Raw genomic sequence first — 25,928 nt, 5'->3', positions numbered from 1 at the left:
CCGCATGCAAGTCTCCGAGAGCGTCGGAACCGATCGCGTGCCGGTGAGCGTCGTCTGGGACGGGATCCTGATGGTGTCGGTCTTCGGGATTCTCGACTCGGCGCGGGCTCAAGAGCTGATGGATTCGATGCTGTCGATGATCCAGAGAACGCAGGCCCGCGTCATCATTCTCGACATCATCGGCGTGACGGCGATGGACACCGCCGTGGCCAACCACGTCATCCAGATCACCCGGGCGACGCAGCTGATGGGTTGCGAGTGCATCGTCTCGGGGATCTCGCCCGCGGTCGCCCAGACGATGGTCCACCTGGGCATCGATTTGGGAGAGGTCAAGACCGTTGCGACGATGGCGGCCGCGCTCGAGACCGCCTTCGGCCGGCTCGGCCTCGAGGTTCGCCCCCGTGAGGGGAAGTGAGATCGCCGGCGGCGCGCCGTTCGCGATGCAGCGCCTCGGCCGCCGGCTCGTCGTTCCGGTTCCCGACGCGCTCGACCGCGCGGGACTCGACGCCCTTCGCGACGCCGTCCTCGCCGCCGTGTCGGCGACGCGGGCCCGCGCGCTCGTGTTCGATCTTTCGGCGGTGACGGCGGCCGACAGCGTCCAGGCCGGTGCGGTGGCGGCGATCGCGCGAATGGCGCGGCTCTTGGGCGCGCGTGTCGGTATCGCCGCGATGCGTCCCGGCGTGGCCGCCGCCCTCGCCGCGCTGGGCTTCACGCCGGACGACGCGGTCACGGCCCGCACCGTGGACGACGCGCTCGCCCGCCTCGGATGAAACGGTGCTCGGGACCGACTCGCTCACCGGCCTGCACGCCATTCGGAGTCGGCGCGACGTCGGCCCGCTCGTCGAGGCCGTCCGGGAGCTGGCGAGCCGGATGGGATTCGGCAGCGCTCCGGCGGCGCTGATCGCGACCGCCACCTCGGAGCTGGCGACGAACATCGTGCGCTACGGGGGCGGGGGGGAGGTCGCCCTGCGGCGCGTGTGGGAGCCGGGACGCCGCGGCCTCGCGGTCGTGGCCCGCGACCGCGGGCCCGGCATCGCCGACGTGGAGGCGGCGCTCCGCCCCGGCTACAGCACCGGTGGCGGGCTCGGCCTCGGGCTCCCGGCCGTCGTGCGGATCATGGACGACGTGGCGATCGCCACCTCGCCGGACGCCGGGACGCGCGTCGTGGCGCTGCGCTGGTGCCACCGTTCCGCCTCCGCGGACGAACAGCCATGCGGCATCGCCCTGAAACCTCTGCAGGACGACAGCCGCTGCGGCGATACCGCCATCGTCGTCGAGGAAGGGGAGCGCTGGGGGGTGGCGATCGTCGACGTCCTCGGCCACGGGCGGGAAGCGCACCGCCTCGCCCGCCGGCTCCTGAGGCGGCTGCGGGGAGAGGATTGGAGCGATCCCGCGGCGCTGTTGGATCGGCTTCACGTGCACGTCAGGGGGAGCCGGGGCGCCGCCGCCGGGGTGTCGCTCGTCGACGCGGCCCGCGGCCGTGTCCGCCATGCCGGCGTGGGCAACACCGTCACGGCGGTCGTGGGCACTTCGGTGCAGCGGCTGACCGGCCGCTCGGGGGTGCTGGGGGGAACGATGCCCAGGGCGCGTGCGTTCGAAGCGCCGGTGGCGGCGGGTGACGCTCTCGTCTGCTGGACCGACGGCCTCGCCGATCGCGCCGTCCGAAAGGCGCTCCCTGAGCTGGGCGCCGGGCCGGCACCGGTGCTCGCGGCGCAACTGTTGGAGCGCTGCGCGCGCGGCACCGACGACGCCGCGTGTGTCGCGCTGAGGATTTCGGGATGACCGCGCTCGGCACGATCCGCATCGGGGACGCGGACCGCTCGGTGCTCACCGCCCGCCGCAAGCTGCAGCGCGTGGCCGGCCTCCTCGGCCTCGGGGAGATCGCCGCGGCGCGTCTCGCAGCGGCGGCGTCGGAGATCGGGCGCTGCATCGGGGCCTCGGAGGGCGGGGGGCGGCTGGAGGTGGCCCTCCTCGCCGATCCCCCCCGGCTGCAACTGACCGCGGTTCCCGCCCTTCCGGGCACGCTAGCGCGCCGCGTCGCGGCCGTGCTCGGCGCCGGGGGAGGTGTCGCCCCGCTGCGCCAGGGGACGCTCGTCACGGTGCGGCTTCCGGCTCGGCCCGCCGCCGGCACCGCCGCGCTGGAGGCGGTGATCGCGGAACCGACCCGGGAGGAGCTGTTCGCCGAGTTGCAGCGGCGGAACGAAGAGCTCGAGCGAGCGACGAGGCTCAAGTCGCAGTTCCTCGCCAACGTTTCGCACGAACTCCGCACGCCGATGAACGCGATCATCGGCTTCACCACCCGCGTCCTGCGCAAGGCGGGAGATGTCCTTCCGCCGAAGCAGCTCCGCAACCTGCACACCGTCGAGCGGAACGCCCGCCAGCTCCTCGACCTGATCAACAGCCTGCTCGACCTGTCGAAGATCGAGGCGGGCCGGATGGAGGTCCACGCGGAGCGATTCCGTCTCTCGGACCTTCTCCAGGAGGTGTCCGACCTGCTCGCGCCGCTGGCGTCCGACAAGGGCCTCCGCTTCGAGGTGTGTGGCGGCGCCGACGCCGCGCTGGAGACGGACCGCGGGAAGCTCAAGCAGGTCCTGACCAACCTCCTCGGCAACGCGATCAAGTTCACCGAAGACGGCTCGGTCACCCTCGAGGCCCGCCTGGACGCCGAGCGCGGCACGGCGTGCTTCGTGGTGGAGGACACCGGCCCCGGGATCCCCGAGGAGGCCCTGCCGGTGATCTTCGAGCCGTTCCGCCAGGTGGACGGCGGCGACGCGCGGCGGGCCGGGGGCACCGGGCTCGGCCTGGCGATCGTCCGCGAGATGGTCCGGCTCCTGGGCGGGGAGGTCTCCGTCGCGAGCGAGGTCGGACGAGGGACGCGATTCACCGTGACGGTGCCTCTGTGCGCGCCAGGGGCGGTCGCGCAGGCCGCCGCCCCGGAACCGGCCGGCGCTGGGCAGGAGTGAAGGCATGAGAGCGAGGATCCTCGTCGTCGACGACACCCCGGACAATCTCGATCTGATGGAGCAGATCCTTGAGGACGACTACGACGTCACCCTCGCGTCGAGCGGACCCGAGTGCCTCGAGCTGGCGGCCCGCGACCCGTTCGACCTCATCCTGCTCGACGTGCAGATGCCGGGGATGGATGGCTACGAGGTCCTTCGCCGCCTCCAAGCCGACGAGCGCACCCGGGAGATTCCCGTCATCTTCGTGACGGCCAGATTCCGGGACCCTGACCGGATCAGCACCGGCCTCGACCTGGGGGCCTTCGACTACATCACCAAGCCGGTGGAGGACGAAATCCTCCTGGCGAAGGTGCGGGCGGTGCTGCGCATCCGCGAGGCGGAGCGCGAGAAGGCGCGCGTCGAGGCCCAGCTCCGGCACGTCCACAAGCTCGAGGCAATCGGACGGCTCGCCGCCGGCATCGCCCACGAGATCAACACGCCGATCCAGTTCATCGGCGACAACCTCCGCTTCCTCGAGGAGAGCTTCGGCGACCTGGTCGGTTTCGCGGGCGCGGTCGCCCGAGCCGCCCGGGAGGGGCGGCTCGACGCCGCCGAGGTCGCGCGGCGCGCCGATGAGATCGAGCTGTCCTATCTCGAAGAGGAGGTGCCCCAGTCGATCCGGCAGTCGATCGACGGGGTGAACCGGGTGGCCGAGATCGTCAAAGCGATGAAGCGCTTCGGACATCCGGGCGGAGCGTCGCGCGAAGAGGTCGACATCAACGAGCTGGTTCGCACCACGGCCGTGGTCTCGCGGAGCGAATGGAAGTACGTCGCCGATCTGGAGTTGGAGCTGCACGATGGGCTTCCCCTCGTTCCCTGTCGCGGGAACGACATCAGCCAGGTCCTGCTGAATCTCATCGTCAATGCCGCCCACGCCATCCGCGACAAGATCGGAGAGCGACCCGAGACGAAAGGCCGCATCGTTCTCCGCACGCGCCTCCTGGACCAAGCGGTCGAGATCGAGGTCGAGGACAGCGGTTGCGGGATCCCGGAGGAGATCCGCGACCGGGTGTTCGATCCCTTCTTCACGACCAAGGAAGTGGGGAAGGGGACCGGACAGGGGCTGGCGCTCGCGCACGCGATCGTGGTCCAGCAGCACGGCGGGGAGATCGGATTCGACAGCGTGGAGGGGCAGGGCACGAGGTTCCGGATCCGGCTCCCGCTCGAGGCCGCCGGCGCGGAAGCGGCCACCCCCGAGGGGGAGCCCGCCGCTGAGCCCGTCGCCTGACCGGCCGCCGTCTCGAGCCGCTCGGGGCTCCGGCCTCCCGGCGGCTCTCGCCGGAATCGCGCGCTCAGCCCGGTTTTCCGGCGTCACGGACGCCGGCGCTTCGAGCCCGTCCCGCCGGGCGGTTTCCCGCCGCTTCCGCACCGGTTCTTCAGCGGTTCGTGCTGTGATACCCTGCGTCCGCGCCCGTGCCGCGCGGGCGCTTCCGGAATCGGGTGCGAAGGGCTCGGGGAAGCGCCGCTTCCGGGAGAAGATGTCCGGGAGGGCCGAGCTGCCGTCGAAAGGCCCCGTTCCACCGCGGGGCCGGCCGGTTCTCGCCGCGATCCTCGCCGCGGCGATCGCGGGAGGACTGTTTCCGCTCGCGCTCCCGTTCGGGATCGACTTCCGCTTCGGGTCGATCGCCGTTTTCGCCACCATCCGGCTGTTCGGACCCCGATGGGGCGTCCTGGCCGGGATCCTCTCCGGAGCCGCCTCGTCCTGGGTGTGGGGCCACCCCGGCCCGCTGGCCGTCGGCTTCGCCGAGGCGCTCGCCGTCGGGCTCCTCGTGCAGCGTGGAGTTCCGCTGCTGGCCGCGGCCGGAGCGTTCTGGCTCGCCGGCGGCGTGCCGCTGGTCGCGGTGCTCTATGGCTGGCATCTCGCACTGGGGGCGGATGCGACCGCTTTCCTCGCGCTCGCGCGCGGCCTCAACGGCCTCGCCGACGCGGCGCTGGCGGGCCTTCTCGTTCACGCCATTCCGGTGGATTGGTGTCGCCGCCTGCGATTGCCGGTCGCGCCGTCACCCGTTCGCCACCTGCTCTTCGACCTCATGGCCGCGAGCGGACTGCTGCCCGGGCTGGCGGCCGCGGCGGTCGCCCTGCATGTGGGACGCGCCTCGATCGAGTCGGAGCTGTGGGAGCGGCTCGACGAGAGGGCGGAGCGGATCGCCGCCGCGCTCGAGAGTCACGCGCCGCCGGATTCGGAAGGGCCGCCGCTGTCCGGGGACTGGTTCGCCAAGGAGGCCGGCACCGGTCCCTTCCGGGTGATCGGTCCGGCGGGGGAGGAGGTGGCCTCGGCGGGAAACGGCCCCTTCGGAACGGCCGGTTCGGAGGGCGAGGTGCGGGAAGTTTCGAAAGGCCGCTACCTGCTCCTCCCGCGGCCGGTGCACCGGCCGCCGCCGCTCCGCTGGCAGGACGCTTCCTATGTGCGCGAGATCGCACTGCCAGGCTTTCCGGGGTGGCGACTACAGGTGGCGGCGTCGGCGGCCGCGGTCCGCGACCGCGTGCACACGGTGGGGCGGGTGTGCCTGATGGTCGTGCTCGTGCTGGTCGCGGGGGCGTTCGCACTCGCCTTCAAGGTCAGCAGAGCCCTGGCGCGCCCCCTCGCCGGTCTGGCCGCGCTCGCCCGGGAGATTCCCCGCTCTCTCGATCGGCCTTGGCATCCGGAGTGGCCCGCCGCGAGGACGCGCGAGGTGCGCACCCTGGTCGGGCAGTTCCGGGAAATGGCGGAGACCCTCCGGCGAACCGTGTCCGATCTGCGCCGCAGGAGCGCCGACCTGGAGCAGGCGAACCGGGCGCTCCGGGAAGAGGCCGCTCATCGGGAACGCCTCGAGCGGCGGGTGCGGCAGGCGGAGAAGATCGAGGCGCTCGGGCGTTTCGCAGGAGGGATCGCCCATGATTTCAACAACGTTCTCGCCGCGATCCTCGGCCATGCGGAACTCCTCCGCGACACCCTGCCGGAAGGCGGCGAGGAGGCGCGTGCCGCCGGCGAGATCCTGGTCGCGGCGCGGAGGGGCCGCCGTCTGGTGGAGCAGATCCTCGCCTTCAGCCGGGCGGCGCCCGAAGACCGGCGCCCGACCGAGCTGCGGCCGCTCGTCGAGGAAACGGTTCGGTTCCTCCGGGCGTCGCTGCCGGCGACGACCGCCGTGGAAGTGGTCTCGGACGGCGAGCCGGCCGTCGTGGAGGCCGACCCCACGCGGCTGCAACAGGTCCTGCTGAACCTGGCCGCCAACGCCCAGGACGCGATCGGCAGCGGGGGCGGCCGGATCGAGATCGGCTTGCGCCGCGTCACGCTGGATGGCGAGGCGGCCGGGAGGCTCGGGGTCGCCCCCGGCCGGTACGAGCTCCTGACCGTGAGCGACGACGGCGGCGGGATCGAGGCCGAGGTGCTCGACCGTATCTTCGATCCCTTCTTCACCACCAAACCCGCGGGTCGGGGAACCGGTCTCGGCCTGGCGGTGGTGCACGGAATCGTGTCCTCCTACGGCGGAACGCTCGAAGCCGAAAGCCGGCCGGGTGAAGGGACCACCATCTCCGTGTACCTCCCGCTTGCCGACCGCGAAGCCGGTCCGGAGGAGGTCCCGCCTCGGAGCGCCGCGCGGGGGCGGGGACGGATCCTGGTCGTGGACGACGAGCCGATGCTCGCGAGGCTGACCGCGCGCATGCTCGAACGGCTCGGCTACGAAGCGGTCCCCGTGACCTCCGGGCCCGCGGCGCTCGATCGGTTCCGGCGCGATCCGGCCGGTTTCGACGCGGTCGTCACCGACGAGACGATGCCGGATCTTCCGGGCGACCGACTGGCCGCCGAGTTGCGCGCGATCCGGCCGGATCTCCCCGTGCTGCTGACCACCGGGTTCAGCCGCCGCCTCGAGGGAAAGACCGCCGCGGCCCTCGGCGTCTCCGGAATCCTCGTCAAGCCCTTCGGGAAGGAGCAGCTCGGCCGGTCGCTGGCGGAGGCCCTGGCGCACCGGACGCATCCTGCCGGCGACACCGGGCCCCGCGCGGAGATTCGGCGGGACCGCCATCCGAACGCGTGAAAGCTTGGCTCAGAACAGCTTCCGGCCCCGTTGCTCGAGATCGAGAAGGAAGCGCTTGACGTCGACCCCCGCCGCGAAACCGGTGAGCGCTCCATCGGATCCGATCGCCCGGTGACACGGGATGACGATGGCGATCGGATTCGCGCCGCATGCCGCGCCCACCGCGCGCGCCGCGCCGGGCCGGCCGATCGCTCGCGCGATCTCTCCGTAGCTCCGGGTCGCGCCCCAGGGGATCTCCATGAGGGCCCGCCAGACCCGCCGCTGGAAGGGTGTGCCTCCCGGATCGACAGGGAGATCGAACTCGCGCCGGCGGGCCGCGAAGTAGGCGGCGAGCTGCTCGGCGGCCGCCTCCAGCGGCGCCGGCGCCGGGCGGGAAGCGGGCCGGCCGGAGACGCCCGCTGCCGCGGCGCCCGGATCCCGGAACAGCGACAGCCGTACGAGACGCCCGGAGCGCGCCTCGAGGCGCGCCGCGCCGAACGGCGCCGGCACGACGATCCACGACGTTCCGGCCGCGCCCATCTCCTCCTCTCCGCGCCGCGGAGAGGATAGCGAACCGCCGTTCCCGAACGCAGGGCGAGCTCCGCTCCCCGGCGTCGCGGGCGTCTCCCGGCCGGGGCGGGCGGCGTCGAAGGCGCGGCGGCCACCGGGGAAGCGGGAGCGGCGGGCTTTTCGCCTCCGGGTCGAGCCGGAAGGATGGCGGGATCCGGCGTGTGGCGGAAGAGCCGATCGGCGCGCGCGTCCCGGGGGCGGGAAGTGGTGCTGGGCAGGCCGCACCCGCGCCCCGCCGGCGCGGCAGCGCACCATTGGGAAAGCACCTCGGAACCGGTGTGCGGCGGAAGGGCCGATCAGGGCGCGCGTCCCGGGGGCGAGAGGCGGGACGGGCCGCGCCCGCGTCCTTCCGGCGCGATTCCGCATCGTCGTGGAAGCACTTCCAATCGCGCGTGCCCGAATCGGCGCCGCCTGTCCCGCGCGGTGGTCCCGGTCTCAGCGCGGCTCCCCCGGAGACGCATCGCCAGTCCCACGCTCCCGGAGCTGTCCGAGTGCCGGCGCCGGAGCGCCCCAGCCGCCGCCGCCCGGCGTTTCGACGACCAGCCGGTCGCCGGGGCCGACCCGGGTCCCGGCGATCGCCGGCAACTCCTCGGTGGCGCCGCCGGCGCGCCGCAGGCGCTGCGCGCCCGGCAGGCCGGCTCCGCCGCCCCGCGCGCCCCGGGGGCCTTCCCGGCGGCGCTGCGTGAGCACGGACAGCTCGAGCGGCGCCAGGAAGGTCAGCTCGCGCACGACGCCGTCCCCGCCGCGCCAGCGACCCGCCCCGCCCGAGCCGTGCCGGATCGCGAAGCGTTCCAGCCGGACTGGGAAGCGGTGTTCCAGGATCTCCGGGTCGGTGATCCTCGTGTTCGTCATGTGCGTGTGGACGGCGGATGCGCCGTGGAAGCCCGGTCCGGCGCCTGCGCCGCCGCAGATCGTCTCGTAGTAGCTCGCTCTCCCGTCGCCGAAGAGGACGTTGTTCATCGTCCCCTGGCTCTCGGCGGCGAGCCCCAGGGCGTGGACGAGGAGATCGGCGAGCCTCTGGCTCGTTTCCACGTTTCCGCCGACGACCGCCGGGCAGGCCGCAGGATCGTCGGGAAAGTGGGGAGAGAGCAGCCCGAAGGGCACGACGAGGTCCACGGCCGCCATGAGGCCCTCGTTGAGCGGAATCGGCTCGCGCACGAGCAGGCGCAGGACGTACAGCACCACGCTCCGGACGATCGCCGGCGTGGCGTTCAGGTTCCCCGGGTGGACCCCGCCCGTACCGGTGAAATCGAAACGCGCCGTCCCGCCGCGCACGTCGATCCGCACGGCGAGCGGCGTCCCGTCGTCCAGCTCGGTGCGGTCCTCGCTGCGCCCGTCGCCCAGCCGCCGCAGCGCGTCGCGCACCGCGCGCTCCGCGCGCCGCTCGAGCCCCTCCATGTGCTCCATGACCGCGGCGATCCCCTCCTCGCGCGCCAGCTCGGCGAGCTTCGTGGCGCCACGGTGGCACGCTGCCACCGCGGCGGCGACATCCGCGAGGTTGTCGGCCAGAGCGCGCGTCGGGTAGGGGGCGCCGGTCAGGAGCCGCCGGAGGGCGTCCCAGTCGGCACGCTCGTTCCGCACGAGGCGGAAGGGAGGGATGACCACCCCCTCTTCCACGAGGCGGGTCGCATCGGGCGGCATGGAGCCGGGCCGGGTGCCGCCCAGCTCCGCGTGGTGCGCCCGCGCCGCGACATATCCGATCCGCACGCCACCCGCATCGACCGGGGCGATCACCGTGACGTCGGGAAGGTGCGACCCGCCGTAGCGGGGGTGGTTCGTCACCACGACGTCTCCCGGGTCGAGCGGCCGTTCGCGGATCACCCGCCGGACGCACAGCCCGAGCGATCCCAGGTGCACGGGGATGTGGGGCGCGTTGACCACGAGGCGTCCGTGCCGGTCGAGTACGGCGCACGAAAAGTCGCGGCGCTCCTTCACGTTGGTCGAGACGGCGCTGCGTTCCAAGGCGAGACCCATCTCGCTCGCGATCCTTTCCAGCCGGTGCGTGAACAGTTCCAGCCGGACGGCTCGCGGCCGCCGGCGGACCGCGGGTGCTCCTCGTCGGGCGCCGCGCTCGAGGACGAGCGTTCCGGCGGCGTCGAGACGCCCTTTCCAGCCGGGCTCGACGACGGTGGTAGCGAAGCGGTCGCAGACGAGAGCGGGTCCGTCGATCGCCGCCCCGGGCTCGAGCGACTCGCGGTCGAACACCGGCGTCCGCAGCCACCGTCCCTCGAAGCGGCTGTCGATGGTCCGCCGCGGCTCCGGCCGCACGGAGCGCTCCGGGATCGGCGCCGGGCGCACCGGTTCCGGGCGGGTTCCCGCCACGACCCGCAGCGACACGAGCTCGATCGGGCGGGCCTCGGGGAGATGGCCGAAGAGATCGCGGTACCGGGACCGGAAGGCGGCTGCCAGGTCGCCATCCGCAGGGACATCCACCTCCACCGTCGCCTCCTGCCCGGCGAAGCGGAGGCTGGCCAGCGCGCGCCGCCTTCCGATCGCGCGCGGATCGATCCCTTCCCGCGCCACCAGTCCGGCGGCCTCGCGCTCCAGTTCGGACAGCCACCCGGGAACGCGCGAGCCCACCCGTGCGAGCGGCGCGAGCACCTGGCGTTCCGCGAACCGCTCGATCGCCGCCGCGGCGATCCCGAGAGCGGAGAGAAGCCCGGCGTCGGCGGGAACCAGGACGCGGGTCATGCCGAGACGGGCGGCGACAGCCGTCGCGTGTTGCCCTCCTGCCCCCCCGAAGGCCACCAAGGTCGAGGCTTCCGGGGCGTAGCCGCGCGAGAGGGAGATGGCACGGATCGCCGAGGCCATCTTCTCGTGCGCCAGTTCCAGCAGCCCCTCCAGCATCTCGTCGAGGGCCACCGGCTCGCCGGTTCCCCTTTCCACCTGTCGGCGGAGCGCCTCGGCGGCCCTCTCGGCGGCCTGGCGGTCGATCGGGATCTCGAGTCGCGCCGGATCGAGCCGCCCCAGGAGGAGATTCACGTCGGTGACCGCGAGCGGCCCGCCCGCGCCGTAGCAAGCCGGTCCGGGGTGGGCCCCGGCCGACTCCGGCCCCACGCGCAGCCCCGACGCGTCGAAGGCGCAGACCGAACCGCCTCCCGCGGCCACCGTTTCGATCGCGAGGGCGGGGGCGACGAGGTGCGCGTCCCCGACCCTGTGCTCGAACACGTACTCGAAGTCCCCGTCGATCCGGCAGACGTCGGTGCTCGTCCCGCCCATGTCGAATCCGATCACTTTCGACGCGCCGGCTCTCTCCCCCACGACGCGGGCGCCCGCCACGCCACCCGCGGGGCCGCTCAGCAGGATGTCCTTGGCCCGGACCTCGCCGTGGCCCACCAGTCCGCCCGCTGAAGTCATGACCAGCAGCCGGCCGCCCACCGGCTGGGCGAGCTGGGCCAGGTTGCGGGAGACGACCGGCGCGAGCCGCGCGTCGACCACCGCCGTCTCGGCGCGGGGCAGGATCTTGATCGACCGCGCCATTTCGTGCGAGCAGGAGACGTGCTCGAAACCCTCTTCTCTCAGCACGCGGGCGACGGCCGTCTCGTGATCGGGGTAGCGATCGGCGTGGAGCAGGGCGACCGCCGCGGAGCGCCTCCCGGCGGCGAGCTGGGCGCGGGCGTCCCGCCGGAGCCGGCCGATGTCGAGCGGACGGACCACCGTCCCGTCGGCACCGGTGCGTTCGTCGACCTCCACCACCGCCGCGTACAGGGGCGGCGGCCGCTCGATGGAGAGTGCGAACAGGTCGGGCCGCTCCTGCGTTCCGATCCGCAGGAGATCGCCGTGGCCCGCGGTGACGAACAGGACGACCTCGGCGCCCGACCGCGTCAGCAGGGCGTTGGTCGCCAGCGTCGTGCCGAGGCGCAGCGAAACCGGAGGGAGGGGATCCCCCGCCGGGGTGTCGGTGACCAGGCGGATCCCGACCAGCGGCGCGGGATCCTCGAACCGGAGCTCGAACGAACCGCCCGGCGGGAGGAGGTGAATCAGCTCCGGCACGGCGGCTCCGGCGAGCCGGAGGCGGCCGCTCGCCGGGTCGTAGCTCTCCACCGCCGGGCCGAGCTCCTTCCGGCCGAGCGCGGCGAGACGCGCGCCGCGGACCGCCCGGGAGCCCCCGCGCCAGCCGGGCCGGACGCGCAGCCGGTCGGGAGCTTCCCACTGCTCGACCGTCCCGCGAAGGGCGCCGCTGCTGAGGACCTTCACCCGGTGGAAGGCGCCCGAAGGGTCCTCGGCGAGCACGTCGGTGAAGGTTCCGCCCACATCGATGGCGAAGCGCCAGGGGCGCTCCGGCTCGCCCGTTCCGTGCCGCTTCCGGGACATGGCGCGGATGATCCGGGATCGGCGCGCGGCGGTCAACGCCGCGAAGGGAGATGACGCCCAGGCGGCGGTTTGCGAGAATCGCCCGGGAGGAGAGGTCATGCGGCGAGCGATCGCATGGGCACTCGTCGGCGCCGGCCTCGCCGGCGCGGCGGCGTGCCGGGGCGGCGAGGGCGGGGAGGAGGCCGTGCTCGACGAGGTCGCGCGCGAGTACGTCCAGCTCGCCCTCGAGCTGGGCGAACACGATCCGGACTACGTCGATGCTTACTACGGTCCCGAGGAGTGGCGGGAGCAGGCCCGGCGGAACCCTTCCGATCCGGCGCGGATCGCGGAGCGGGCGCGCGAGCTGGCCGCCACGGCGAGCGGATCCGCCGCCCGCAGCCGGGGACTGCTCGCGGCCAGAGGGCGTTTCTTGAGCAAACAGCTCGCCTCCCTCGCCGCGCGGGCGGAGATGCTCGCCGGGGCGGAGCTTCGGTTCGACGAGGAGTCGCAGGTCCTGTACGACGCGACGGCTCCCCATCATCGCGCCGATTTCTACCAGTCGTTGGTGGCGAGGCTGGATGCGGAACTTCCGGGAGAGGGGCCGGTGCCGGAGCGTTACGCCGCCTACCTGCGGCGCTTCGAGATCCCGAAGGACCGCCTCCGCGCCGTGTTCGATGCCGCCGTACGGGAGTGCCGGCGGCGAACGCTCGCCCACGTGACGCTCCCGGAGGGGGAGAGCTTCGACGTGGAATACGTCCAGGGCCAGCCCTGGAGCGCCTACAACTGGTATCAGGGAAACTTCCGCAGCCTCATCCAGGTGAACACCGACCTTCCGGTCACGATCGACCGGGCGGTCGACCTCGCGTGCCACGAGGGCTATCCCGGGCACCACGTCTACAACGTCCTCCTCGAGCAGCGTTTCGTGAGACAGCGCGGGTGGGTGGAGTTCCAGATCTACCCCCTGTTCAGCCCGATGTCTCTCGTCGCCGAGGGCAGCGCCAACTACGGGATCGAAGTCGCTTTTCCGGGCGAGGAGCGAACCGAGTTCGAGCGGGACGTCCTCTTTCCGCTGGCCGGTCTCGATCCCGCCGAGGCCGAGCGATTCGCCGCCGTGCGCCGGCTGGCCGAGGCCCTGTCGTACGCCGGCAACGAGGCGGCGCGCGACTATCTCGACGGAAAGATCGGGCGCGAGGAAGCGGTGGACTACCTCGTTCGGTACGCGCTGATGCCGCGCGAGCGTGCGGAGAAGAGGCTCGACTTCATCGACAAATACCGCAGCTACGTCATCAACTACAACCTCGGCAAGGATCTCGTGCGCGGCTGGGTCGAGCGGAGGTTGCGGGGAGGTTCGGATCCGGGCGAGCGGTGGCGCGCCTTCGTCGAGCTGCTGACCTCGCTGCGGCTCGGCTCGGACCTCGCCCGCTGAGCGGCGCGCGGCGGGGCGGAGGGCACGGGTGTCGCTCAGCCCGCGCGTGCCGGATCGCCTCCCTGCCTTTCGGGCGGCTCGGCACGTCCCATCGAGACCACGGGCGGCGCGGTGCCTCGCTGGGCGGCGTCGAAGTCGGATTTCGATGAAAGACCGCGGTAGCCCTCTTCGATCATGATCTGCCCGACCACGCCGCCGAGCGTGTTCCCGGGACCCGGCAAGACGACCGCGTCGGGCGCGTACTCCCGGAGCATGACGCGGACGCTGCACGTCAGGTCGTACGTTTCGACGATCTGCGCCCCGAGCGTGTACTCCCTGAGCCCGGCGGGGTCGCCAGACCAGGGCGTGTGCCGGCAGCCGCGCCCGTCGACCAGGGTCACGTCCGGAGGCCGGAAGGCGAGGCCGGAGAGCCGCTCCCGGGCCGCCTCCGCCACTCGCGCCAGCAGGGGGGTGTGATAGGCATGGTGACGCGCCAGCGCGAACGGGTAGCGCCGCCCGCGCCGCTCCGCCGGCGGCAGCTCCGCCGCGGCCCGCTCGAGCCCGCGCCGGGTGCCTCCGAGCACCGCGTATCCGCCCAATCTGATGGAGAGGAAGGCCTCGCCCCCCGCGGCCTCGAGCGCCCGCCGGACCCTCCCCTGCGCCACCGGATCGGGACGCCAGTCCTCCCCCACGACGGGGTAGACGATCTGCCCGCCCACGCCGAACTCCTCCTGGATGAGCGCCATCTCCTGCACCAGCCGGAAACCCTCCTCGAAGCTCAGCGAACCTGCGGCGGCGAGGGCGGTGTACCAGCCGAGCGAGTTGCCGCCGACGCAGACCACCCGGTGGGAGGCGAAGGCCCGCTCGACGTCGAGCATGGACGCCACGTAGATCAGCGCGGAGGCGTTGCGGGGGGCCAGATGCACGGACGGCCGGAAACGCTCCGCCCGGTCGAGTTCGAGCAGCGGCGGCAATCCCCGCTCGGCCCGCAGTTTCTCGGCGCGGGCGACGAGGGGGTGCTCTCCCGGGAGGGACCCGAGCGAGGCTTCCGTGTAGGAGCCCCGTCCGGGTAGGACGAGCGCCGCCCGCCTCACCGGAGGATCTCCAGCGCGGCCTCCACGATCTGCCGCTCCTGTACCAGCACCGTGTCGGCCGCCGGCCCCAACGGGATGTAGCTATCGGCCGCACGCACGCTCGCGACCGCACGGCGGTAGCCCGACTCCGCCAGGTCCGCGAGCAGAGCGTCCGCCACGCCGCCTCCGGTCGCCCGGCACTCGTCGACCACCAGGACGCCGGCGCACTCCGCCGCGTGCCGCCGGACGGCATCGCAAGGGAGCGGGTTCAGCCAGCGCAGGTCGAGCACGCGGCAACGGACCCCCTCCTCGCGCTCCAGCCGGTGCGCCGCCCGTCGCGACAGGCGCACGCCGTTGGCGTAGCTGACGAGCAGGAGATCGCGGTTTCCGGCCCCGTAGATGCCGATCTCGCCCGGCAGCAGAAACTCGTCCGGCGGCGGATAGTCGGTCAGCAGCCCGCGGTCGCCCGGTTCGTAGAGGTCCTTCTCGTGGTACAGGGCGATCGGCTCGAGAAAGCAGGCCACGCGGCCACAGGCCTTCGCCACCGCGATCAGGCCGCGCAGGATCCGCGCTGCGTCGTCCCCGCGCGACGGGGTCGCCACGAGCAGACCGGGAATCTCGCGCAGGGCGCCGATGGCGTTGTCGTTGTGAAAGTGCCCGCCGAAGCCCCGCTGGTAGGCGAACGCGGCGATGCGCACCACCATCGGGTTCGTGAAGCGGCCGTTCGAGAAGAACGACAGCGAGCAGGCCTCGCCCCGCAGCTGATCGATCGCGTTGTGGAGATAGGCGAGGTACTGGATCTCGGGGACCGGGAGCAGACCGATCTGGGCCGCCCCCTGCGCCAGGCCGAGGATCGTCGTCTCGTCGAGCAGGGTGTCGAACACGCGCGCGGGGCCGAAGCGCTCCTGCAGGCCGGCGGTGACGTGGTAGACGCCGCCCTTTCGGCCGACGTCCTCCCCGAACAGGATGAGCTCCGGCCGGCGGAGCATCTCGTCCGCGAGGGCCGCGTTGATGTGCGCCGCCATCGTCCGGCGCGTCTGGAGCGCCTCCTCCTCGGGCAGCCGGCCGCCGAAGGAACGGTGCCGGAGCGCCCGGTCCACCGGACGGGAGGCCTCGAGGCGTGCCCTTCCTTCGTCATACGGCGCCAGCGGGCCGACCACCTCCTCCCTCGTTTCCAGCTTCGGCCGCCGGGCGGCTTCCTCCGCAGCCGCGGCCACGCGCTCCCGGGTGTCGGCGAGGATCCGCCGGAGTTCCTCCGGCCGGGCGGCGCCGGTCTCCACGAGGCGCTTCGCGTTGCGCAGGAGCGGATCCTGCCGCTCGGTCGCCTCGATCTCGTCGCGGGAGAGATACGCCGACTCGACGTCGCTGCCCGCGTGGCCCCACAACCGTACGCACGGCAGGTGCAGCAGCACCGGTCCCCGCGTCGACCGGCACGTCCGGATGGCCAGCGATGCGGTGTCCCAGATCTCGTCGATTTCCCCTGAAGCGCAGAAATAGGTCAGATGCCGCATCGGCCCGAACAGGTCCGCCACCCATCCCCGAGGGGTGTCCACGGAGATTCCCCGGCGGTTGTCCTCGCAGACGAAGAGGATCGGCACCGGGTGTCCCCGGCGGTACGCATAGCGGGCGGCGTTGACGCCCGCGAGGGCGGTGGCATGGTTGACCGAGGCATCGCCGAAGCTGCAGCAGACGATCGTGTCGCGGGGAAGAGGAGGATCGACACGCAGCTTCCGGGCCCGCGCCAGGGAGAAGGCGAGACCGACGGCCTTGGGGAGGTGGGAACCGATCGTGCTCGTCTGCGGCGGGACCCACAGCTCCCGCGATCCCCAGACCTTGTGCCTGCCGCCGCTCGCCGGATCCTCGCGGGAGGCGCACAGGCCGAGCAACGTGTCGAAGACGGGGGTCGCACCCGGCCGTTTCCGCGCCCGCGCCATCATCAGCGCGCCGGAGCGGTAGTGCAGCAGGCAGGGATCGGTGATCCGGAGGAGGGCACCGAGGACCGCGTTCTGCTCGTGGCCCGCGCTCGAGATGGTGTAGTACGAGAGTCCTCGCCTCTTGAGGCGGCGGGCGGCGACGTCGATCGCGCGGCTCGCCGCCTGGTCCTCGAACAGGGCGACGGCACGTCTCGCCGTCAGACCGCTTCCGGGGCGGAGCGGCGCATCCGGAGGGAGACGGTGCGGCGCCGGGCGCGCCTCCTCCAGCCAGCGGTCGAGGTTCCCCTCGACGATCCTGATCCGGTCTTCGGACATCTCGGGCGGGGCTCTCCGGGGGAGCGGGACACGTTATCTCCCGTCCCGATTCCGGTCCAGCCGGCGCGGGCCGGCTCCGTGCCGCCCGCTGGAACCCCGGCCGGCGCCGCCGGCCGGAGTTGCGGCGGAGCTCGGTTCGCTCGCCCGCCGGCGATCGGGGCAGGGGAGCGTTCGCGCCGGTGCCCGCGAGCCGGGAGAAGCGCTCCTCCGGCGGTGTCCCTCTGCGCCCCGCGGCCGACCGGCCGACCGGCGGGCGGCCCGCTTCTCGCCGGGTTTCCGGACCGGATCGCCGGAGGGGGCCGCCTCCGCTGCGGCGGTCCCGCGGCACACTCCCGGGTGGGCCGGCGCGCTCAGGGCACCGGTGGGCAGCCTCCCTCTCCGCCGCGCTCTCCTCCGGAGGTGTCGGTGCCCCACGAGCCTGCCGTTCCACCCTTTTCGGAGCGCACCAGGTAGAAGAAGGCATCTTCGGGAGGGGGCCGAGCGGCGTCCCGGTTGGTCTCGCTGCTCCGATCGGGGGAGTCGTCCTCGATGCACACGAGCGGTCCGAGATCGGTCCCGAGAGGGCCGGCGCCGAGCGAGGAGACGAGGCCACGCGTCACGTCGTAGACCGCACCCGCCTCGTCCGGTACCGGGTCCCAAACCAGGTAGGTGGAGATCGGGTCGAAGAGGAGCACGTGGGAGACGGGGCAGTCCGGCCGCGGGCCGAGGATCGAGCGGCCGATCCGGTGGTATTCGTCGAGCACGTTTTCCGGCAGGTCGCGAGCCCCCAAGTGCTCCGGCAGATCGAGCCCTCCGGGCCACAGGTAGCCGATCAGCGCGACGACGTCGGGGTCCGCTTCCGCGGCGGCGTGGTAGTTCGCCGCGACCTCGGCCATCGTCTCCGGCAGCCAGCCCAGGAGCAGGTACTCCGGGCGCCACTGGGCGTCCATGATCATCACGATCCGCTGCTCCGGAGTCGATCGCCGCGCCTTCAGCGTCGCCAGGTGTTCCTGGTAGCGGGGGTCGGTGCCCGGATCGTAGATCCCGTACTCGTCGAAGCCCACCCAGTCCATGCTCGGGGGGACGACGAGGTCCCCGACCGTATCGGCGGCTTCGATCACCATTCCGGGAATCTCCGGGTAGTCCGCATCGACCAGATCCGATGCGGCGGCCAACTCGCCGGGCGGCAGGCCGTTGAGGACCGGCTCGTCGACGAGGTAGAAGGCCCCCACACGGTCGGCCGACAAGGCGCTGGCGTTGAGATCCCGGAACCGGTTCCATCGCTCCACGTAGTCCGGGCGCAGGCGGACCCCGGTCTCGGTCGTCTCGAAGAGCACCCCCTGCACGTGAAGGATCGGAAGGATCCCGGCGAGGTTCATCAGCCGGATGCGCCCCGCGACCCGTTCGGACGAATCGTAGACGCACAGCTGCGCGGTGTCGGTGAAGCAGTCCACCTCATCCGTGTAGCGGGTGCGCGGCTCCGCGTCGTGCGGATCGTCCCAGCCGCAATCCACGACCGCGAACCCGTAGTGCTGGAGGTGCCCGGCGGCGGCCGCCGGAGCGGCGGCGAGCAGGGCGACGATCGGCAGGGCCTGGTCGAAGGCGCGCACGGTGGACCTCGTCCGGAAGCATACGCCGCCCCCGGCGCGGCGCCGACCCTGTATCCTCGTGCGGGCGGGGGGAACGCTGGAGGCAGCCTTGATCAGCGACCGGAGAGACGGACATCTCGAGGCCTGGCGGACGGTCGCCCCGTTGCCCGCCGACCGGCCGGCGGCGATGCGTGCGGCGCTGGTGGTGGGACCCGAGGGTTTCCGTGTCGATCCGAAGGCCTCTCCCGACAACAAGTACATCGACCGCGTCCACCCGGTCGACCCGGCGCGCGCGCGCGCCCAGCATCACGACCTCGTCGAGGCGCTCGGGCGGATCGGACTGCCCGTCCTGCGGGTCGCCGGCCTGCCGGGTCAGGACGACGCGGTGTTCGTCAACAATGCCTTCGGCACGATTCCGAGGAGGCTCATCGCGGGATCGATGCGCCACCCGGGACGGCGTTCCGAGCCGGAGCGGCGGGAGATCAGGGAGCTGTTCGCCGGCGGTTTCGGCTACGAGATCGTCGATCTGCGGTCGCGCGGAGTGACCGCCGAGCTGACCGGCGCGCTGGTCATCGACCGCCCGCGCGGGATCGGCTTTTGCGGTCTCTCCCAGCGGGCCGACGAGGAGGGCTGCCGGGCCATGCACGAGGCCTTCGCGCTCCGGATCACCTTCGCGCTGCGGCTCAAGCGCGACGAGTACCACACCAACGTCGTCCTGGCGATCCTCGCAGGGAGGGCAGCCGTGGTCCGCCTTCCCGCCTTCGAGGAGCCGCAGCTCGGGCCGCTCCTCCACGAGATTTACGACGGGCGGGTGCTCGAGCTCACCGAGGAGGAAACGCTCGCGTTCGCCGGAAACTGCCTCGCCGTCACCCCACAGGACGTCATGATGAGCGTCACCGCCGAGCGGAAGCTGCGGCCGGAGAGCCGCGCCAAGATCCTCTCCTGGGGCTTCCGCCTCCATGCGGTGGATGTCTCGGAGTTCGAGAAGGCGGGGGGGAGCCTCCGTTGCCTGATCGCCGAGATCTTCTGACCGCGGATTCCACCCGCCCGGTCCCGATGTCGATCGGCGTGCTCCAGCCGACTTTCGACCGATGGGGCGGCGCCGAGTGGTTCATCCACGGTCTGCTCGAGCAGCTCGAGGCGCGCGGCCACGAGGTGGTGCTCTACACGCATCGCTGGAGCCCTCCGCCGGGCGGCGGCGCTCGCTACGCCGTGGTGGAGCACCGCTACGGCGGAGTGCTGAGCCATCCGTGGGATTGGCGGCGGATCGCGCGCACGCTCGCCGGGCGCTGGTCGGAGCACGACGTGCTCTTCGTGCACAACTACCCCGCCACCCTCTGGTACGCCGAAGCGCACGCGCGCGGCGGGGCACCGCCCGCCGTCTGGTACTGCCACGAGCCGCCGGCCGCCCTGCACGATCCGGCGGCGGCGGCGCCGGATCTTCCGCTGACCGGTGCGGCCGGGGGCCGGTGGGCGGCGCTCCGCTTCTACCGATCGCGGGCGCTCTGGCGGCTGGTCAGCCGCCTCCGCGCCCGCACGGGGAAGGCGCCCGGCCGAGAGGAGCTGATCGACCGGGAACGCGCCGCCGTAGGGCTGTTCCGCGCCGTGCTCGCGAACAGCCGTTTCACCGCGGATCGGGTGGAACGGCTGTACGGCCGCCGGGCGGAGGTCGTTCCGCCGGTGCCGGCCGATCTGCACCGGCTGGCGCCGGCCGCTCCCCCGCGGAAGGAGCCGCTGGTTCTTTGGGTGGGGCGGCTGACGGAGGCCAAGCGCCCGCTTCTGATGCTGGATGCCTGGCGCGAGGCGCGGCGGCGGGAACCCGCCGTGCGGGCGCATCGGCTCCTGATCGTCGGCGAGGGGCCCCTGGCGGAGGAGGTGGCGCGCCGGGTTCGGGAGGACCGATCGGCGGCTCACGCCTCGCGCCTGCCGCGCGAAGAACTGGTCGCCCGCTACCGCGCGGCCCGCCTCACCGTCCACCTCGGTCGCGACGAGCCTTTCGGTCTCGTGCCCGTCGAGGCGATGGCGTGCGGTTGCGCGGTGCTGGCCGCAGCGGAGGGTGGGGTCGTCGAGACGGTCGAGCCGGGGGTGACGGGGCACCTGATCGAGCGGCCGGATCGCGACGCTCTGGCTGCCCGGCTGGCGGCCCTCCTCCGCGAGCCCGAGGCGCTCGACCGCATGGGGGCCGCGGCGGCGCGGCGGGTGCGCGCCCGCTTCGATCCATCGGCCACGCTCGCCGCGGTGGAACGCGCCCTCGCGACGGCTCGTGCGGACAAGAGCGCCGGGGGAGGCGATCCCCCCCGCCGCGTCCCCACACCGCCGGTCAGAAGTTGACGACCAGCGAGACCGAAAGGATCGTGTCGATCTCGTCCAGTTCGTACGACGCCGAGCCGGCGGGGTTGGACGAGACCGGAACGGGGACCTTCCGGAAGGCGGGCTCCGCGTCGTAGAGCACGTTGTAGCTCACCTTCAACGCCAGGCGCGAGGTCAAGCTCGCGGTGACCGACGAGAGCCAGTTGGCGCGCAGGTCGGACGTGTTGTCGAGGCTTTCGAGAACTTCGATCTGGCTCGAAAACCGGGACGTTTTCGAGAGCTTCCGCTCGTAGCCGAGAAACCCCCGGGCGCCGGCGTAGTCGGCCTGCGAGCGGCCCTTCGGGTCGGCGTCGGTGTACGTCTCGTCCGTGTACGTCGCGCCGAGCTCGAACGCCAGCGAATGCCGCTCGTCCTTGAAGATCCGGTAGCCGAGACCGCCCGAGCCGTAGAAGCGCCGGTCGATGCCGGCGAATTCGTTGCGCTCCCAGCCGGCCCCCACGTACCACAGAAAGCCGTCCCGGATCGTTCGCCGGTACTTTCCGTCGGCATAGAAGCGCTCCGACGTGACGGTCCTCGTCTTTCCGACGACGACCGCCCTCGACGTGTCGTCCGGATCGACGTCGTAGAGGAACGAAGTGGTCTCCGTGCGGAGGGCCCCGGCGTCGATGGTCAGGTCGGTCGCTTCACCCCACTTGTAGACGAACTTGTTGCCGATGGACAGGTTGGTGTTCTCCGCGTTGCCGCTGGTGGTCACGATCGACACCTCGGCGGCGTCGCTCCACGGCTTGGGGGCCGCCTCTTCAGCGGAGGCGGCCGGGATGGACGGCATCATGGCAACGGCCGCCAGGAGGGCGGCGGTACGGGTCATGGTTCCGAACCCTCCGTGCGCGGCTCCGCCCGGTGGGCGCACCGTCCGGCCCGCCCGGGGTCGCTTCCGCGCGGGAAGAAGCGGCATTATGGCGGAAAACCGACCGCGCGGCCGGGCGCACCGGGGCGCGGGAGGGTCCGGGGTCCCGGCGGTGCCGCGCCGGCGCGATTCGGGCGAGCGGCCGCGGCGGTTCGGACTCCGCAGGAAGGACCGGACGTGCGCGACCCGTTGCTGCCGGCGATCGCCTCCGCCTCGCTCCTGGCCCTCGTCGCCTTCACCGTCGATCACCCGCTGGCCGCGGCGGCCGGAACCCTCGCCGTCTTCGGTTTCCCGCCCGCGCTCATCGCGCTCGGGGCGGCCCGCCGGGGAACGCTCGGCCGGCTCCGGGTCCCGCTGGCGGCCTTCGCGTTCGAGCTGGAAGCCGTCGGCTTGGCGCTGGTGCTCGCTCCGGGAGGCGGGGAACCGGGGTGGTTCGGACTTCCAGCGAAGACGGTCCTGATGCTCCTGGGTCTCGGCGTGGTCCCGCTCGTGGTCGTGCCTTGGCTCTACGCCTGGGACTTCGACAGGGAAGACGGCTCGGGCGGGCGCGGGAGCCGCTGATGGCGCCAGCGTTCGGGCGCCCGCTCGTGGTCGCCGCGGCGGGACTGTACGGGCTGGCGGTGCTGGCCGTCGGCCTGTGGGCGGGCCGCCGGACCCGGACGGCCCGCGACTTCTTCATCGCCGGGCAGGACCTGGGACTCTGGGTCACCGCGGCGGCCACGATGTCCGCCGCGTTCAGCGGTTTCGTCTTCCTCGGGGGGCCCGGTCTGACCTACCGCATCGGGCTCGGCTCGCTTTTCATCTGCCTGCCGGTCGGGTTCACCTCGGCCATGCTCTGCTGGACGGTGGGCCGGCGCCTGCGGGAGCTGGCCGGCGCGGCGCCGGTGCTCACCGTGCCGGACGTGATCCTCCAGCGGTACGGCAGCCGGACGGCGTCCGGCCTCGCGGCGCTCGCGGTGGTGGTCGGGGTTTGCGGCTACCTCGGGGCGCAGATCCTGGCGCTGGGCATCGTCGTCGAGGCCGTGTTCGGCACGCGCGCCAGTCTCGGCGAGTGGAGCCTCCCGGTCGCGATGGCAGCGGGGACGATCGTCGTTCTCGCCTACACCTCGGCCGGCGGCATGGTGGCCGCCGCCTACACCGACCTGCTCCAGGGCGCGCTGATGGTGGCGGCAGCGGTCGGCGTCTTCGGCGTTGCCATCGCTGAGGGGGGAGGGCTGCCGGCGATGGCGGCCTCCATCTCCAGCCGCTTCGGCAGCCGGTTTCTCGAGCCCTTCGGGCAGGCGCCGGTCACGACCGCGCTGGGGTTCTGGTTCGTCTTCTCGGTCGGAACGCTCGGGCAGCCGCATCTGCTCCACAAGTTCTTCATGCTTCGCGATCCGGCGAAGCTCCGCTGGCTTCCGGTCGCCGTGACCTCGGGGCAGGCGCTGTGTCTGGCGATCTGGTTCGGTCTCGGGCTGGCCGTTCCGGCGCTGGTGGCGCAGGGGAGGCTCCCACCGCTGGACCGGCCCGACGAGGCGACGCTCGCGTTCCTGCTCCGGATCGCGCCCGACGGGGTGGTCGGTCTCGCCCTGGCGGGAGTTCTGGCGGCGATCATGTCCACGGTCGATTCCTTCGTGAACGTCGGGGCGGCGGCGATCGTGCGGGATCTTCCGCGGGCGCTGGGGCGGCCGCTGCGGCGCGAGCTGCTCTGGGGACGGATCGCCACCGGCGCGTTGCTGGTCGGTGCGGCCGTGCTCGCGTGGCTGCACGCCGACCTCATCGCGCTGCTCGGGACCTTCGCGTTCGGAACGTTCGCCGCGGCGCTCGCGCCGGCGCTGGCGGTCGGGCTGAACTGGCCGGGAGTGACGGCGCGCGCCGCCAGCCTTTCGATCGGAACCGGCCTCGTGCTGAACGTGGCCCTCGAGTTCCTGCAGCGCCAGCCGTTCTTTCCCGGGCTGCCGCGCCCGCCGCTCGCGGCCGGCGCCGTCCCCTCCGCCGTCGCCTTGGCGGCCTCGTTCCTCGTGCTCTTGGCGGCGAGTTGGATCCGGCCGCGTGGTGAAGAGGCGGCGGACCGAACGGCACCCCGGCTCCCGGAGGCACCGCCGCCGTTCAGAGATCCAGCTCCTCGCCCTCGCGGGCGACCCGGAATCCGGCCTTCTCGAGGAGCCGGCGCTCGGGGCTGCCGGGATCGAGGGCCGGGTTCGAGTGGTTCAGGTGGGTGAAGAGGATCTCGGTGCCTCGCGCCACCACCGGTCCGAGCCGGTCGATCGTCTCGCGAACGAGCGGATGACCGATCTCCGCCGTGGACCGCCCGGGAAGCTCGTTTCCGGAGAAGAACGTTCCGTCGACGATCGCGGCGTCGAACCGCGCGACGATCTCCTCCGGAGGCGGGTCCCACCGGTCCCACCCGTCGGTGTCCGGGACGTACAGGACGCTGCGCCGGGGTCCCTCGATCGCGAAGCCGACCGTGTCGGTGAGCTCGTCGCGGTGGGGGACGGAAAGGGGGCGCACGGTCACGCCCCCGCCGAGGGAGACCGGCCGGCCCGGCCGGATCGCGCGCGGCGACACGTGTCCGCGCCGGACGAGGAGCCGCCAGGGCTCGTTCTCCTCGATGAACGCCAGCATCGACGGGGTCCCGTACAGGGGAATGCCGCGCGTGCTCACCGCCTCGTAGCCGAGGTAGGCCAGGCCGAGATAGTGGCCGATGTGGGCGTGGGTCAGGAAAACGCCGGCCAAGGGTGACCGATCGACCCGACCTTCCGGCGCCCGGCGCACGTCCCGAAGGAGATCGAGCTGGGCGGCAAGATCGGGAGTCGCGTCCACCAGGAAGATCCGCCGGTCGGGAAGGACGATCGCGATCGAGGCGACGAAGCGCCGAGCCGCAGGGTTCCGTCGGGCCCGCTCGCACCGGCGGCAGGTGCAGGCCGGGTGGGGCAGTCCCCCGTCCTGGACCGTCCCCAGCACGCGAATCCGAGGCCGGCCGGGACGCTCTCCGTTCGCCTCGCGCGAGCCGGCCGCGCAAGCCAGCGCTCCGGCGAGTGCGGCTGCCAGCCCGGCCCACCGGCACACGGCGTCGACCATGGGCGCACACTGCCACAAACGGGAAGCGGGAGAAACCCCCCGGGGGCGGGCCCGCATCGCCTCGGCCGCCGTTCGGCCACCGGAGGAGGAGAGCCCCGGGGCCCTGGCGAGACCGGGGCGGCCGCCGCCGGTGTTGCCGAACGGCTCCCGGAATGCCGCCCGGCGGCCGAGCCGGCCGCCCGGCCCCATCCGTCGGCCGACCGCCCGGAGCCCCCGAGCTCCCTCCGCCGCCCTTCCCGCGGATCGTTCACGGCGCCGCCGTGTCGGGTTGCGGGAGGCAGCGGATCGGTCCAGCCTCTATCCCCGCCCCGAGAGGCTGTCCCATGCCCGAGCTCCATCGCCTCGACCCGGAATCGTTCTGTGCCTTTCTTCGCGAGCGGGGGATCCGCCGCGCCTTTCTCGCGCCGCCTCGGCCGGGAGAGCCGCCCCGGGCCTCGCACGAAGCGCTGGCCCCGCTGGCGGCCTGGCTCGCTTCCGAACGCCGCGATCACCGGGAGCACGAGGCGGTCTTCTTCCAGGTCGGGCCGGAGACGGGGGCGCTGCAAGGGGCGTTCGTCCACCGGACGTGCCGCGGCCAGGCGGCGGGCGGCGTGCGGCTCCGGCGCTACGACACGATCGAATCGTGGTTCCGGGACGGGCTCCGCCTGTCGTACGGAATGACGCTCAAGAACGCGCTCGCCGGTCTATGGTGGGGCGGTGGCAAGGGGGTGATCGACCCCGCCGGGGCGATCGACCCCGAACAGCCCGGCCCGCGCCGCCGGCTGTACGAAGAGTACGGCGCGTTCATCAGCTCGCTTCGTGGATGCTACGTGACCGCCGAGGATTCCGGGACGACGGCCGAGGACATGGCGGCCGTCTTCAGCCGGACGCGCTTTACGACCTGCATCCCGCCCGAGTTCGGCGGAAGCGGCAACCCCTCCGGGCCGACCGCGCGGGGTGTCGTCTGCGGAATGCGCGCCGCGCTCGACCATCTGGGGATGGGTGGGCTGCGCGGCAAGTCGGTGGCTGTGCAGGGGCTCGGAGAGGTGGGCGGCAGGCTGGTCACGCATCTTCTGGAGGCGGGGGTGGCGCGGGTGGTCGGCGCCGATCCCGATGCGCGCCGGATCGAAGCCCTCCGGCGCCGGCATCCGGACGCTCCGCTGGAGCTGCGCCAGGTCCCGGCCGGAGACGAGTCGATCCTGGCCGAGCCGGTGGACATTCTCTCCCCGTGCGCGGTGGGGGGCGTGCTCAACTCGAGGACGATCCCCTCGGTGCGGGCACGGGTCGTCTGCGGCGCGGCGAACAACCAGCTCGAGGATCCCGAGGCGGACGACGAGCGACTCGCGGGCCGCGGCATCGTCTACGTTCCCGATTTCCTCGTCAACCGAATGGGCATCGTCAACTGCGCCGACGAGCAGTACGGGAGCGTGCCGGACGACCCACGCGTCATGTCCCATCTCGATGACGCGTCTCCCCACGGGATCTACCGTACGGCCCGCGATGTCCTGGATCGGGCG

At 72.8% G+C, this 25,928-nt stretch carries 19 protein-coding genes; 12 read left to right on the top strand and 7 right to left on the bottom strand.

Features of this window, described 5'->3' with window-relative positions; genetic code table 11:
* The first annotated feature begins 4 nt into the window (after positions 1-4).
* From D6718_05440 to D6718_05415, 6 genes are all read left to right on the top strand, one after another.
* Complete coding sequence (locus D6718_05440) at positions 5-415, top strand: STAS domain-containing protein (protein RMG46583.1); 411 nt, start codon at positions 5-7, stop codon at positions 413-415.
* Positions 402-770 (top strand): STAS domain-containing protein, encoded by a 369-nt coding sequence (locus tag D6718_05435; GenBank protein RMG46582.1) that lies wholly within the window; start codon positions 402-404, stop codon positions 768-770. The genes D6718_05440 and D6718_05435 overlap by 14 nt, the downstream gene beginning before the upstream one ends.
* A 4-nt stretch (positions 771-774) precedes the next feature.
* A complete protein-coding gene (locus tag D6718_05430; GenBank protein RMG46581.1) occupies positions 775-1,782 on the top strand; it encodes a hypothetical protein in 1,008 nt (335 codons plus the stop codon).
* Positions 1,779-2,963, top strand: coding sequence for a hypothetical protein (locus tag D6718_05425; protein ID RMG46580.1), 1,185 nt, complete (start codon positions 1,779-1,781; stop codon positions 2,961-2,963). Before D6718_05430 ends, D6718_05425 begins: the two co-directional genes overlap by 4 nt.
* A gap of 4 nt (positions 2,964-2,967) precedes the next feature.
* Entirely contained in the window at positions 2,968-4,230 is a 1,263-nt protein-coding gene (locus D6718_05420; GenBank protein ID RMG46579.1) for a response regulator, read from the top strand.
* 250 nt (positions 4,231-4,480) lie between these two features.
* Positions 4,481-7,018 (top strand): response regulator, encoded by a 2,538-nt coding sequence (locus D6718_05415; protein RMG46578.1) that lies wholly within the window; start codon positions 4,481-4,483, stop codon positions 7,016-7,018.
* 9 nt (positions 7,019-7,027) lie between these two features.
* Here the strand turns inward: D6718_05415 and D6718_05410 are convergent, their stop codons facing one another.
* Positions 7,028-7,537 carry a methylated-DNA--[protein]-cysteine S-methyltransferase gene (locus D6718_05410; protein RMG46577.1) on the bottom strand — a complete coding sequence of 170 codons (510 nt, stop codon included), beginning with the start codon at positions 7,535-7,537 and terminating at the stop codon, positions 7,028-7,030.
* Positions 7,538-8,002: 465 nt separating this feature from the next.
* Positions 8,003-11,881, bottom strand: a complete 3,879-nt coding sequence (locus D6718_05405; GenBank protein ID RMG46576.1) for a 5-oxoprolinase — start codon at positions 11,879-11,881, stop codon at positions 8,003-8,005.
* 97 nt (positions 11,882-11,978) lie between these two features.
* On the opposite strand from D6718_05405, the gene D6718_05400 reads away from it, so the two are divergent.
* Positions 11,979-13,286 (top strand): hypothetical protein, encoded by a 1,308-nt coding sequence (locus tag D6718_05400; protein RMG46588.1) that lies wholly within the window; start codon positions 11,979-11,981, stop codon positions 13,284-13,286.
* Positions 13,287-13,321: 35 nt separating this feature from the next.
* On the opposite strand, the gene D6718_05395 is transcribed toward D6718_05400, so the two are convergent.
* From D6718_05395 to D6718_05385, 3 genes are all read right to left on the bottom strand, one after another.
* The gene (locus D6718_05395) at positions 13,322-14,359 is read right to left on the bottom strand and encodes a hypothetical protein (GenBank protein ID RMG46575.1); all 1,038 of its coding nucleotides are present in this window, start codon (positions 14,357-14,359) and stop codon (positions 13,322-13,324) included.
* Positions 14,356-16,587: an MFS transporter gene (locus D6718_05390; protein RMG46574.1), complete on the bottom strand. Its 2,232-nt coding sequence runs from the start codon at positions 16,585-16,587 to the stop codon at positions 14,356-14,358. Before D6718_05390 ends, D6718_05395 begins: the two co-directional genes overlap by 4 nt.
* A 350-nt stretch (positions 16,588-16,937) precedes the next feature.
* A complete protein-coding gene (locus tag D6718_05385; GenBank protein RMG46573.1) occupies positions 16,938-18,176 on the bottom strand; it encodes a hypothetical protein in 1,239 nt (412 codons plus the stop codon).
* A gap of 1 nt (position 18,177) precedes the next feature.
* Between D6718_05385 and D6718_05380 the strand changes: the two genes are divergently transcribed.
* The gene (locus D6718_05380; protein RMG46572.1) at positions 18,178-19,185 is read left to right on the top strand and encodes an amidinotransferase; all 1,008 of its coding nucleotides are present in this window, start codon (positions 18,178-18,180) and stop codon (positions 19,183-19,185) included.
* Between the two features lie 26 nt (positions 19,186-19,211).
* Positions 19,212-20,486 carry a glycosyltransferase gene (locus tag D6718_05375; protein RMG46571.1) on the top strand — a complete coding sequence of 425 codons (1,275 nt, stop codon included), beginning with the start codon at positions 19,212-19,214 and terminating at the stop codon, positions 20,484-20,486.
* Here D6718_05375 and D6718_05370 read toward each other — a convergent pair.
* Positions 20,476-21,420: a DUF481 domain-containing protein gene (locus tag D6718_05370; protein RMG46570.1), complete on the bottom strand. Its 945-nt coding sequence runs from the start codon at positions 21,418-21,420 to the stop codon at positions 20,476-20,478. The two genes, D6718_05375 and D6718_05370, sit on opposite strands and share 11 nt — an antisense overlap.
* 129 nt (positions 21,421-21,549) lie before the next feature.
* On the opposite strand from D6718_05370, the gene D6718_05365 reads away from it, so the two are divergent.
* Both D6718_05365 and D6718_05360 read left to right on the top strand, forming a co-directional pair.
* Positions 21,550-21,933: a hypothetical protein gene (locus D6718_05365; GenBank protein RMG46569.1), complete on the top strand. Its 384-nt coding sequence runs from the start codon at positions 21,550-21,552 to the stop codon at positions 21,931-21,933.
* A complete protein-coding gene (locus D6718_05360) occupies positions 21,933-23,573 on the top strand; it encodes a sodium/proline symporter (protein ID RMG46568.1) in 1,641 nt (546 codons plus the stop codon). The genes D6718_05365 and D6718_05360 overlap by 1 nt, the downstream gene beginning before the upstream one ends.
* On the opposite strand, the gene D6718_05355 is transcribed toward D6718_05360, so the two are convergent.
* Positions 23,461-24,621, bottom strand: coding sequence for an MBL fold metallo-hydrolase (locus D6718_05355; GenBank protein ID RMG46567.1), 1,161 nt, complete (start codon positions 24,619-24,621; stop codon positions 23,461-23,463). The two genes, D6718_05360 and D6718_05355, sit on opposite strands and share 113 nt — an antisense overlap.
* A 134-nt stretch (positions 24,622-24,755) precedes the next feature.
* On the opposite strand from D6718_05355, the gene D6718_05350 reads away from it, so the two are divergent.
* Positions 24,756-25,928 (top strand): Glu/Leu/Phe/Val dehydrogenase (locus tag D6718_05350; GenBank protein RMG46566.1); only part of this gene is annotated, 1,173 nt, incomplete at its 3' end.

This window comes from Acidobacteriota bacterium (assembly GCA_003696075.1).
GTDB lineage: Bacteria > Acidobacteriota > Polarisedimenticolia > J045 > J045 > J045.
Note: the sequence above shows the minus strand (reverse complement) of the source record. Positions and strands in the feature narration are given on the sequence as shown.

Bases quoted from the DNA above. Each gene is read 5' to 3' on its own strand.
- D6718_05425 (RMG46580.1), top strand. From the start codon at position 1,779: ATGACCGCGCTCGGCACGATCCGCATCGGGGACGCGGACCGCTCGGTG.
- D6718_05415 (RMG46578.1), top strand. From the start codon at position 4,481: ATGTCCGGGAGGGCCGAGCTGCCGTCGAAAGGCCCCGTTCCACCGCGG.
- D6718_05390 (RMG46574.1), bottom strand. From the start codon at position 16,587: ATGTCCGAAGACCGGATCAGGATCGTCGAGGGGAACCTCGACCGCTGG.
- D6718_05420 (RMG46579.1), top strand. From the start codon at position 2,968: ATGAGAGCGAGGATCCTCGTCGTCGACGACACCCCGGACAATCTCGAT.
- D6718_05440 (RMG46583.1), top strand. From the start codon at position 5: ATGCAAGTCTCCGAGAGCGTCGGAACCGATCGCGTGCCGGTGAGCGTC.
- D6718_05410 (RMG46577.1), bottom strand. From the start codon at position 7,537: ATGGGCGCGGCCGGAACGTCGTGGATCGTCGTGCCGGCGCCGTTCGGC.
- D6718_05400 (RMG46588.1), top strand. From the start codon at position 11,979: ATGCGGCGAGCGATCGCATGGGCACTCGTCGGCGCCGGCCTCGCCGGC.
- D6718_05360 (RMG46568.1), top strand. From the start codon at position 21,933: ATGGCGCCAGCGTTCGGGCGCCCGCTCGTGGTCGCCGCGGCGGGACTG.
- D6718_05375 (RMG46571.1), top strand. From the start codon at position 19,212: ATGTCGATCGGCGTGCTCCAGCCGACTTTCGACCGATGGGGCGGCGCC.
- D6718_05370 (RMG46570.1), bottom strand. From the start codon at position 21,420: ATGCCGCTTCTTCCCGCGCGGAAGCGACCCCGGGCGGGCCGGACGGTG.
- D6718_05405 (RMG46576.1), bottom strand. From the start codon at position 11,881: ATGTCCCGGAAGCGGCACGGAACGGGCGAGCCGGAGCGCCCCTGGCGC.
- D6718_05355 (RMG46567.1), bottom strand. From the start codon at position 24,621: ATGGGGCCGGGCGGCCGGCTCGGCCGCCGGGCGGCATTCCGGGAGCCG.